Origin of the sequence: Rhizobium sp. AAP116 (genome assembly GCF_001295785.1) — a bacterium.
GTDB lineage: Bacteria > Pseudomonadota > Alphaproteobacteria > Rhizobiales > Rhizobiaceae > Allorhizobium.
This window is the reverse complement of sequence record NZ_LJIB01000002.1, coordinates 72,037-82,879: the sequence shown is the minus strand read 5'-3', so window position 1 is coordinate 82,879 and position 10,843 is coordinate 72,037. Positions and strand designations below refer to the sequence as shown.

At 59.5% G+C, this 10,843-nt stretch carries 10 protein-coding genes; 8 read left to right on the top strand and 2 right to left on the bottom strand.

Annotation, left to right across the window (positions count from 1 at the left end; genetic code table 11):
- Position 1: 1 nt before the first annotated feature.
- Positions 2-1,258, bottom strand: coding sequence for an NHLP bacteriocin system secretion protein (locus IP85_RS00440; RefSeq protein WP_054147694.1), 1,257 nt, complete (start codon positions 1,256-1,258; stop codon positions 2-4).
- Positions 1,259-1,491: 233 nt separating this feature from the next.
- Between IP85_RS00440 and IP85_RS00435 the strand changes: the two genes are divergently transcribed.
- From IP85_RS00435 to IP85_RS00425, 3 genes are all read left to right on the top strand, one after another.
- Entirely contained in the window at positions 1,492-2,526 is a 1,035-nt protein-coding gene (locus tag IP85_RS00435) for a GNAT family N-acetyltransferase (RefSeq protein ID WP_054147693.1), read from the top strand.
- Between the two features lie 16 nt (positions 2,527-2,542).
- The gene (locus tag IP85_RS00430; protein ID WP_054147692.1) at positions 2,543-2,827 is read left to right on the top strand and encodes a Nif11-like leader peptide family RiPP precursor; all 285 of its coding nucleotides are present in this window, start codon (positions 2,543-2,545) and stop codon (positions 2,825-2,827) included.
- Positions 2,828-2,904: 77 nt separating this feature from the next.
- Positions 2,905-4,494: a radical SAM protein gene (locus IP85_RS00425; RefSeq protein WP_197277968.1), complete on the top strand. Its 1,590-nt coding sequence runs from the start codon at positions 2,905-2,907 to the stop codon at positions 4,492-4,494.
- Positions 4,495-4,851: 357 nt separating this feature from the next.
- Here IP85_RS00425 and IP85_RS00420 read toward each other — a convergent pair whose 3' ends face one another.
- Positions 4,852-5,559, bottom strand: coding sequence for a GntR family transcriptional regulator (locus IP85_RS00420; RefSeq protein ID WP_054147690.1), 708 nt, complete (start codon positions 5,557-5,559; stop codon positions 4,852-4,854).
- A gap of 190 nt (positions 5,560-5,749) precedes the next feature.
- Between IP85_RS00420 and IP85_RS00415 the strand changes: the two genes are divergently transcribed.
- From IP85_RS00415 to IP85_RS00395, 5 genes are all read left to right on the top strand, one after another.
- Complete coding sequence (locus IP85_RS00415) at positions 5,750-6,409, top strand: aspartate/glutamate racemase family protein (RefSeq protein ID WP_054147689.1); 660 nt, start codon at positions 5,750-5,752, stop codon at positions 6,407-6,409.
- Positions 6,406-7,785, top strand: coding sequence for an amidohydrolase family protein (locus IP85_RS00410; protein ID WP_054147688.1), 1,380 nt, complete (start codon positions 6,406-6,408; stop codon positions 7,783-7,785). The genes IP85_RS00415 and IP85_RS00410 overlap by 4 nt, the downstream gene beginning before the upstream one ends.
- Positions 7,782-8,177 carry a VOC family protein gene (locus IP85_RS00405; protein ID WP_054147687.1) on the top strand — a complete coding sequence of 132 codons (396 nt, stop codon included), beginning with the start codon at positions 7,782-7,784 and terminating at the stop codon, positions 8,175-8,177. Before IP85_RS00410 ends, IP85_RS00405 begins: the two co-directional genes overlap by 4 nt.
- Positions 8,178-8,224: 47 nt before the next feature.
- On the top strand, positions 8,225-9,793 hold the full coding sequence (locus IP85_RS00400) for an ABC transporter substrate-binding protein (protein ID WP_054147686.1): 1,569 nt from the start codon (positions 8,225-8,227) through the stop codon (positions 9,791-9,793).
- An 83-nt stretch (positions 9,794-9,876) separates the two neighbouring features.
- Positions 9,877-10,842: an ABC transporter permease gene (locus IP85_RS00395; RefSeq protein WP_054147685.1), complete on the top strand. Its 966-nt coding sequence runs from the start codon at positions 9,877-9,879 to the stop codon at positions 10,840-10,842.
- The last annotated feature ends 1 nt before the right edge of the window (position 10,843 follow it).

The following is a 10,843-nucleotide window of genomic DNA, read 5'->3' as shown; positions in this document are numbered from 1 at the left end:
GTTATGCGCTCGCGAGTCTGCGAAGCATGGGGACCAGGAAATCGATGGGAGCGCGCTCTTCGATGGTGACCTTGGCTTTGCCGATGGCACCATGGCTGAGCGCCTGGGCCGGGCCTGGTCCTCCAACCCAGCGATAGCCGCTCACCGCAGAAGGATCTGTATCAAGCGTTATCACCGCTGTGAAAGGTGCCCCATCTGACGAGAAACTTGAGACCAGCGTGTCGTTCTGCAGGATGGCGCGCATTCCCTCCCGGGTCGCCGGAAAATCGGAGACGGAGTGGACATGGCCGGTCAGCGTTCCCCATTGCTCGCGCGGCAGACCGGAAATTTCGATGTCGACGCGCATGCCCGGCCGCACCCGTTTGCCACTGGCCGGTGGCAAGAAAAGGCGCATTTCCAAGCCGCCACCGCCCGTTGCGATGCTTGCGACCGGTGCTCCGGACACGACAAAGGTGCCGGACGGGACCTTCCATTCGACCAGCGTTCCAGACTGAAGCGCACGAACCTTGCCGAATTCACTCAGCGTCTGCGCGAGTTGATCCCGCTCTGCCTCAACCTTGCTGACTTCCTGATCAAGCGTGCTGATCAGACGCCGGCTCTCGGCATCCGAGGCAAAGCCTGAGGCCTCCATCTCCAGAAGGCTGGCTTCGACATTGGACAGATCCTGGGACGCAAGCTCTATTTGTTCGCGCGTCTGCTGCAAGGTTGCAACAGCCAGCGCACCAGTGGCGACCAGATTTTCCTGCCGTTTCAGTTGCGCCTGATAGGCCTCGAGGCGCTGTCGGGCGTCTCGCGACCTTCCTTCATAGGCAACACGTCGTGCTTTCGTATTGGAAAGTCTTGCCTGACGCAGCTGTTCTTCATCCAGCAATGCTTGCTGCCGGTTTGCAATCAGTGTTTCAAGGCGACGGTTCATGTCGGCCAAACGTAGCGCGATGTCAGGTTGCTCGATCCGCGCGATCGTCATGTCCGGCGTGACAGCCGCACCAGCCGCCACACCTTGCGTGACAAGAGTGCCCGATGCGAGCGCGACTGTGTCGATGACGTTTCCCCCCGAAAGGAGCAATATCCCTTGTCCTTCGACACGCGAGGGAATTCGTCCAAGCACGCTCCACAGCCCAAAGAGTAAGGCAAGCGCTACGAATGCCGTGACCGCAATCCAGGTTCCTCTGGAATTGATTTGTACGGCTTCATCAAGCCGTTCAGGGGAAGCAAGCTTCTGGAGCGCTTCCTGACGAAAGAGCTTGTCAGCGCTCATCGACCAAGTCTCCCCGCTGCATCTTCGTCATGGTGTGGCTTGCCCCTTCAGCCAAAACAGTAATTTGAGGGCTTATCGGATCTCGATTGCAAGTGCGACCAATCGGTTTCGAACAGCGAGGCCAAATCTGGGCGCAACGGAGAGATACGTCGCAGATCACTTTTCATCAGCAACCTGTCGCTTCACATTGCCGGCCAATCAGGTGCCGGGAGATATCCGGTGACCAAAGGTGCATGCTGATGATCACGGACAAGACACACAGAGGAACGTCACTGCTTGCTGACGCAGCCTCCCTACCGGCCGCCTCATGCGGCGAGGCTCGGCTCCTGTCTCTTCAAGGCAATGCCAGCCTGTTTTCTCAATTGACCTTTCCGCGCCTGCGTCCATTGATGGCGAAACTTCCGCCCCGCTGGTTTGCCATTGGCGCGGTCGTTGCAGGCTTACCGGTAGGCCTGGCACTCGGCTTCGTGGACGATAAGGGACAGGCAGAACTGGTGTCACTGATTGTGGCAACAGCGCACCGCCGCAGGGGGCTAGGCCAGCGGCTTCTTGAAACCTGGATGGCTGATGCGCTTGGACGCGGCGCGCTCTCCATGTCCGTGCGATTTGTGGAGCGCGGACTAAGGCATGAAGCTCTTTGTGCTCTGCTGGTCCGGGCCGGCTGGACCGCGCCAGTCGAAGACGGGCTTTTCGTACTCGGAAGAGCCGGCCCAATGGTGGGGGCAGTCGGAAGCTGGGCGCCGGTCTCTGAGAAGCTGACAAAGCAATCAGTCTACAGTTTCGATCCGCTGTGCCTGACTGCCGCCGACGAACAAAGGGTCAAGGATCTGTTGGCTGTCGATGATGCTGCGCAAATGCAAGGGCCATTGCGACTGTGGCCGCGACTGGAGCCAGAAGTCAGTTGCTTGGTGCGCCGTCAGGGCGAACTGGTCGGCTGGGTACTGGCCGGCCCCTCCAGCGAGCGCTGGCAAACCTTGTCCGGCTCGGAGAGCTTGAACGGCACTCCAACCGATCCTTTGATCGAGTATTTTGAGGCCTTTCTCGATCCGAGCTATTGGCACACGGCCATCGCCGTGGGTGCCTATTTTCACTGCTACAGGAAGCAGGTTGAGCTCTTCGGCCCCCAGTCGCTGGCCCTTTACTACACCGACACCTCGCGGCCACGCATGGTCCACCTGACCCGCCGCCGCTTTGCCCCGATCGCTGACAGGGTCGAAACCATCTTGAGATCACATGGACCCTCAAGCGTATATCCCGCTCACAATTGAAAACTAGAAAGGACATATGATGTCGATCGATGCTTTGGAAAAATTCTACGAACACGTGCGGAGCGACCAGGCCTTGGAGGCGCAGGCGACTGTGGCCTTGCAGGAAGGTGCAGACGCCGTCGTTGCCCTTGGAGAGCGCGAAGGGTTCTCGTTCACCAGCGAGGAGCTAAGCGTGGCATTGGCCCATCACGCTTCCACAAATGATGAACTGTCTGATGACGAGTTGGAACTCGTCGCAGGGGGAATCATGGCTCCGCCGAGGATCAAGCAGTCGAGCGGTCAGAAAATATCCTTCGGTTAAGGGCTTGCGCGAGTAGCACCCTTGCCATGGTGTCCGCCCCAACGCGGGGCAGGAAGACAGAACAAAACCCGGAATGCTTGGGGGAGGCAGACGTAACGTCAAGGTCTGCTTCTCCTGAGGTCTCACCCGCTGCGGTTACCTGCGCAATGCACGAAATCTATCTGATCAATCCGGCAGAAAACGCTCCGGGCTATTTTGGCCTGGAGGTTCTCGGCGCATGGACGGGTGTCAATGCGACAGCGATTGCCGATCTGGCAACCCCGACAGTCGCAGCCTTCGCCCCTGACAACTGGAAGGTGACGATCTGCGAGGAGCGTCTCGATCCTGTCGATTTCTCCCATCCGGCTCGATACGTCGGCATCACGGGGAAAGTGACCCAACAGGCCCGGATGATCGAGCTTGCGGCAGAGTTCAGACGCCGCGGCAAGATCGTGCTGATCGGGGGCTCCTATGCCTCTTTGTCCCCGGATGCCCTGAGAGAGCATTGCGACATTCTCGTCATCGGCGAGATCGAAGAGATTGCCGGCGAGCTCTTCGAAGAGCTCGCCTTAGGGAAATACAAGTCCACTTATCAAGGAGGCAAGCCTGCGCTTGTCGATTCACCTGTGCCGCGCTGGGACCTTTATCCGCTCGAGCGGACCTGGTCTGCACAGGTCCAGACGTCTCGCGGGTGTCCGTTCGACTGCGAATTCTGTGACGTGATCCAGTATCTCGGGCGCAAGCAGAGATGGAAGGAGCCGGACCAGATTACCGCTGAACTCGATATCCTGCGTGATCGCGGTGTTCGCGGTGTCTTCTTCGCTGATGACAATCTGACGGTGATGCGACGACGCACCAGAGCGCTACTTGAACGGCTTCTGGACTGGAATACGCGCCCACCGGACGAGCGCCTAGCTTTCGCTACGCAGGTATCCATCGATATCAGTCGCGACCACGACATTCTCGCATTGATGCGAAATTCCGGTTTCGAAACCCTGTTTGTCGGCATCGAAACACCCAATGAACAAAGCCTCGCCGAGGCAGGCAAGCGCCAGAACCTGCGGCACGACATGATTGCTCAGGTCGAAACGATCGTTCAACATGGCATGATGGTGTATGGGGGCATCATCGTCGGCTTCGATCAGGATGGTGTCGATATCTTTGAACGGCAGTTCGACTTTATCCAGAGCATGCCTCTTCCTCTGATCAGTCCAGGAGTGCTCGTCGCGCCCGAGACAACCCCGCTTCATACGCGCTTGCTCAAAGAGGGACGCCTGACCGAAGGATCCGATCACTCAGCCTCACTTATCAGCACGAACATCATTCCAGCTCAGATGAGCAAGGAGCAATTGCGATCGGGGATGACGTGGCTTCTCAACCGATTATTCGCACCCATTCACTTCATGACCCGCCTTGAGCGTTATGTGGCTCTTTCCGGCGAAAGGAAGGACTTCCAGCGCCAAGCGCTTTTCGCCGGGCCAACAGCGTTGCTCGCCCGGGAGCTTGTGAAGCGAGGACCGGCTGAATACGCTCTGGTCAGGGCCTTTGACCGAGCATCTGTTGATCGTCCCGATCTGGTCGTATCACTGACCACGATTTTCTCCCTTTACTGTCAGGCCCGCCACATGCTGGAGGTTCAGGACCTGTGGCAGCCCGATCTCGCACGCTTCGAGCGGCCTGCGCTCTAGCCGATGCCTTCTCACTCCAGCCACCGTCGAGCGCAGTAAGCGAGCCACTTGAAAGGCCGGTAGCCCGCTGAAGATCGAGAGCGGTCCGAAACGCCTGCTCTCCGACCGGCGACTGATGTTCCCGCTGGCCTTCCAACAAGCCTGGAGCCGATCATGATTTCCGCCGTTTTCGACAACAGACGGGGCACACTCCAGGGGGATCAGAGCATGGATTATCGGTCTTGTGAGATCCGCCCATAGCGCAAACACGCAAAACCGCGTTCAGTTTCCTGCGTCTGGATGTTTTGGTTGCGGCGGCCTGATCGCGCAGAGAATTGTGCAAACCCCCACATATGGCGCGGCATGCTCGGCCTCTCACTATAGCGTCAGCGCCGTGGTGTCGCTAGAAATCAGGGCCTTCAGCACGCCCTTCTGTGTGTGCTCGCTGTGTTCGACCATCGCCGCACGGGCAAGGTCGGGGTCACGCAGGCGCAAGACATCGACAATGTGTCGATGATCAGCGCTGGTTTCCGGATTGACGTCGCGACTAACGGCGCCGAGGTAGAAGAGACGCGTGCATTCGTCGAGATGCGCGGCAACCAGCGCCAACAGCCGCGGATTGTTCGCGCCCTCGGCGATCGCCAGGTGGAAATCGCGGTTGGCCTTGACGAAGGACTGCACACTCTCGCCCTGGTGCGGGTCGTAGCGGGCTTCCGCCAGCGCTTCGAGCCGATCGAGGTCTGCAGCTGAAAGATTGAGCGCGGCCATGGCGGCGGCCGTGCCTTCGGTCATCGCGCGGATCGCAAAGAGATCATTGATGTCCTTTACCGTCACGGGCGTGACCCGGTAGCCACGCCTCGGAAAGGCTTCGATCAGCCCCTCCGCCACCAATCGACCGAGCGCTTCCCGCACCGGCGTCTTGCTCATGGCAAGCTGGTCTGCCAGCTCGAGCTCGGAAAACTCGGCCCCGGGCCTCAAAGAGCCGGAAAGCACCCGCGCACGCAGAGAAACATATGCGGTCTCCGTCAGGGAAATTTTCTTCTGCCGGGCCGGCGAGGTATCACTTTCAACGCTGAGGCTCTGCAAGACGGCTTCTCTCCAAACTCGATGGGGTCTGTGGACCCACTCGTGGATCATAAGGCTTTACGCCCCATTCTGTCTTCCTCCACTTTTTCTGACTTCGCAAGGCGGCCGGCCTTTGACATGAGATATTTCGTAGTATACTACGATGCATATCACAGCATGACGACTTGGGAGAGCCGTCCCTGGAGGAACAGTGGCACAGATCCTGGTGATCAATCCGAACAGCTCGAAGGTAGTCACACGCTCGATGGAGGCGTGCCTGAAACCGTTCGAAGGCAATGGCCACGAAATCCGCTGCACTGAGCTCGAGGGCGCGCCTGTGGGTATCGAAACGGATGCCCATGTCGCCGAAGTCGTGCCGATGCTGATCGAAGCTGTGCAAGCGGCAAAGGCAGACGCCATCGTCATCGCATGCTTTTCGGATCCCGGCATTTCGGCCGTACGAGCCGCCACGAATGTCCCGGTCGTCGGCATTGCTGAAGCGGCGTATCTGACAGCGCTCGGGCTTGGACAGCGTTTCGGGATCGTGTCGATGGGACCGTCCTCGATTGACCGCCACAGGCGTTACCTTGAGGACCTTCAACTCGATGGCAGGCTCGCGGGCGATCGGTCGATCGACATGACCGTTGCTGAACTCATCGCCCAAGACGCTGTCATTCCTGTCACGCGCATCGCCTCCGTGCTTCGCGATAAGGATGGTGCCGAGGCAGTCATCCTCGGCTGCGCCGGCCTCGGGACTTACCGCGAGGCTTTGCAGACAGAACTGGGCTTGCCCGTCATCGACCCGGTTCAGGCCGGCGTCGCGCTTGCCTGTATGCAGGCTGAACTCGGCTATCGCAGGAGGGCGCTTTGAGCATTGATCTCATCATTCGTGGGCGGATCGTTACGCCTGAAACGACCATCTTCAATGGCTGGGTCGCGATCTCAGGCTCGATCATCCACGCAATCGGAGAAGGCGAAGCCCCTGCAGCCGCCACCGTGCACGACGCTGGAGACGCTTTCGTCCTGCCGGGGATCGTTGACGGCCAGACCCATGCGGGCAGCTATCTCGGCCTCCCCGGGATCGAACCGACGACCCGATCTGCCATTGCCGGCGGGGTCACGACCATCGTCGATATGCCTTACGACAACCCGACCCCGCTGAGCGCCAGGGAGCATCTGGACGCCAAGGTCGAAGCCGTGGAACGCTTTGCCCATTGCGATGTCGCGCTCTACGGCACGGTCATGCCCGGGCAATCCCTGAACGAAGTGCAATCGCTCGCCGATGGTGGCGTCGTTGCCTTCAAGATCTCCGCTTTCGAGAGCAGCCCCACCCGTTTTCCGAGGATCGATGCGGCCCTCGCCCTCGACCTGCTGGAAGCCCTTTCCACAACCGACCTGCCGCTTGGATTGCACAACGAAGACCAGGAAATCGTGCGCTCACGGGTTTCGCGCGCAAGGGCCGAGGGTCGAAACGGCATCACCGCGCATTCGTCGAGCCGGCCTGAAGTCGCGGAACTGGCATCGACCGTGCACTTCCTCGAACTCGCCGCCAATGCCGGCGGACATGCCCACATCGTCCATATCAGCACGCCGCGCGGCTTCAAGCTGGTCGACAATTATGCGCAAGAGGGCTTCAGGGCGACCGGCGAACTCTGTGTTCATTACCTTTGGTTCGATCCCGAACGCGACGGTGAAGAGCTCGGCGCGCGGATGAAGGTCAACCCACCCATTCGCCCCGGCCAGATCGATCGGCTCTGGCAGGAACTGATCGAGGGCCGGATTGCCTTTGTCAGCTCCGATCATTCCAGCTGGCCGATCGACAACAAGTTCACCGACAGCATCTTCGATGCCGGAGCGGGCGTACCCGGAATGGAGACGCTGCTGCCTGCCTTCTACACCGTCGCAAAACAGCGCGGCGTCGATGCTGCGCATTACAGCGCCAAATATCTCGCCGAACGCCCCGCCCGCTTCTTCGGCCTTTATCCACGCAAGGGGGCTCTCGTCCCCGGTGCCGATGCCGACATCACGATCCTCGCCGAGGAGGACGATGTCTGGGACGCGAGCCGTGCCCAGGACGGCCTCAACTGGAGCCCCTATGACGGACGACGTTTCGCCGCCCGGGTGGCCGCAACCTATCACGCGGGCAGGCTCGCCTATGACGGCCAATCGGTTCTCAACACGCCCGGCAGCGGACGCTATCTGCGCCGCAGCGAAAGCACATGGTTTCCCAAGGATCTCACAACATGACTGAGGCACCCACCCGGCCCGATGACGGTATCGTCGAGAAGGCCATCACCTTCTTCTACTACGTCGACCTGCCCAGAGCGTTGGACTTCTACACAGAGGTCATGGGCTTCCCGCTCGAGATCGATCAGGGCTGGTCGAAGATCCTGAGAATTGCCGAGCATGCCTATGTCGGTCTTGTCGACGAGACCCGCGGAATGCATCGCGCCAATCCGATCAAGCCTGTGCAGCTTTGCATACGCGTGCCCGATGTCGACGCCTGGCATCGCTTTCTCTCGAGCCAGAACGCGATCGGGCTGACGGAACCAAAGGACAGCGTCTCTCTCGGAATTCGAGCCTTCGTGCTGGAAGATCCGGAAGGCTACCAGATCGAGGTGCAATCCGTACTTCGGTGAAAACGCGCATGCAAACGTGTCGGCATACCAAAAAAGGGGAACTAAGAATGCTGAATCTTCGCATGAAATCTGGACGTATCGCGGCCCTTGCCGCATTCGTCCTCTTGAGCTCGACGGCCCTGGGCGGCCTGGTCCATGCCAAGGAACTGACCGTCGGCCTGACGTCGGACGCCGTCAATCTCGACCCCCAGGCGGGCGAGGAGCTGTCCAGCAACATCATGTTCTACCACATCTACGATCCCCTGGTCCGCCGCAATGCCGACCTGTCCTTCGGACCCGGCCTTGCAGAGAGCTGGGAGCTCAAGGATGACACGACCTGGGTGTTCAAGCTGCGCCAGGGCGTCAAGTTCCACAATGGTGAAGACTTCAAGGCGTCCGACGTCGTCTTCACCCTGGACCGGCTGAAGAAGTCGCTGATGGCCAATCTCGGTGCCAACATCGCGTCCTTCACGGCGGTCGATGACTACACGGTCGAAATCAAGACACCCAAGCCATACGCAGTCCTGCCAAACGATCTGGCAGCCGTCCTGATCCTCAGCGAGAAGTATGCGAAGGAAGTGGGCGACGAGCAGCTGGACTTGAAGCCTGTCGGCACCGGCCCCTACAAGCTGGTCGAATGGATCAAGGAAGATCACATCACGCTTGCCGCCAATGCCGACTACTTCGCCGGTGCGCCGAAGATCGAAGAAGTCACGTTCCGTCCGATCACCAATGGCGCCACCCGCACGGCAGCCCTGCTGACCGGCGAAGTCGATGTCATCCAGGATCTCAACGTCCGCGACGTCGACCGCGTCAAGACGGATGACCGCTACAAGGTCATGACCAAGCCGAGCCTGCTGAACGTCGTGGTCTCCATCGACCATCGTGAGAAGAGCCCGACCATCGCGCTCGACAAGAACCCGATGATGGATCGTCGCGTCCGTGAAGCGATGGTCCGTGCGATCGACGTCAATGCGATCAACAAGATCATCATGAACGGCCTGTCGACGCCGTCAGAGCAATACATCCCTGCTTCCCACACGGGCTATGTCGACGGCGCAAGCTTCCGAGACATGTATCCCTTCGATCTTGAGAAGGCGGCAGCTCTCATGGCGGAGGCCGGCTACGCCGATGGCTTCACGGTGACCCTCGACACCACCAACAACCGCTATGTCAACGATCAGCAGATCGCGCAGGCGCTTGCGTCGATGTTGGGCAAGATCAAGGTCGATCTCAAGCTCAACCTGATGCCGAAGTCCAACTTCTTCGGCTATATCCGGGTTCCCAGCGACATGTCGAGCATGATCATGAGCGGCTGGGACGTTCCCTCCGGTGACGGCGGCTCGATGTACAGCGTTATGTTCTACTCGCGCGACAAGAAGGAAGGCTATGGCCAGGTCAACCGCGGATCCTATTCCAATCCGAAGGTGGACGAATTGATCGACAAGGCCGATGCGACCTCCAAGCTTGAAGAGCGCGACGGATACCTGCAGGAAGTCACCAAGATCCTGATGGAAGACATCCCGATGATCCCGATCCACTACGAGCAGGATCTCTATGCCGCAAAGACCAATGTCGAGATGACACCGCGTGCGGACAAGTTCCTCTGGGCCTACGAGATCGACGTCAAGGAATAAGCCCCGACCCGAACGAGCGCGGGACTGTCGACCTTTAGGGAGACAGTCCCGAATTTCTCACTTCTTCATGACGGGACACTGCCTTGCTGGGTTATACGATCAAGCGGCTCCTGCAGATGGTGCTGGTACTCTTTTGCGTATCGGTCATCGTCTTCCTGATGATGAGCTTTACCGGCGATCCCGTCTTCATGGTGATCCCGATCGATTCCACCACCGCCGAGATCGAACAGGCCCGCCGTCTGCTGGGTCTCGATCGATCCCTTCTGAGCCAGTATTTCATCTTCCTCGGCAACATGCTGCAGGGCGATTTCGGGCGCTCCTATGTGTTCCGCCAGCCCGCCATGGACCTCATCCTGGAGCGTCTGCCGGCAACGATCGAGATGGTGCTCGTGGCAATCATGCTGGCGACGGTGATCGCCGTGCCGCTTGGCGTCTATGCCGGGGCCAATCCGAACAAGCCGCTGTCTCGCGGCATCATGGCGGGCTCACTGCTCGGCATTTCCCTCCCCGGGTTCTGGGTGGGCATGATGCTGATCTTCTTCTTCTCCGTCCGCTACCAGTTTCTGCCCTCCTCCGGACGCGGCGATACGGTCGAAATCCTAGGGCTGCGCATATCGATCTTCACGGCGGACGGCTGGTCGCACATCATCCTGCCATCCGTGACACTGGCGCTGGCCACCCTAGCCATCATGCTGCGCATGACCCGTGCGGGCATGATGGAGGTGATGCGGCAGGACTATATGCGGTTCGCCCGTGCCAAAGGCGCATCCCGCCAGAACATCCTGTTCAGGCACGGCCTGAAGAACGCTCTCATTCCGGTCGTGACGATCTTCGGCCTGCAGCTCGGTGACCTCATAGCCTTCGCAACGATCACCGAAACCATCTTCGCATGGCCCGGCACGGGCAAGCTGCTGATCGATTCCATCTACCGCGGCGACCGCCCCGTCATCGTCGTTTACCTGATGCTGACTGCCTTCATCTTCGTAGCCATCAATTTCATCGTCGACATCGTCTACACGCTGATCGACCCCCGCATTACCGTGAAGTGAG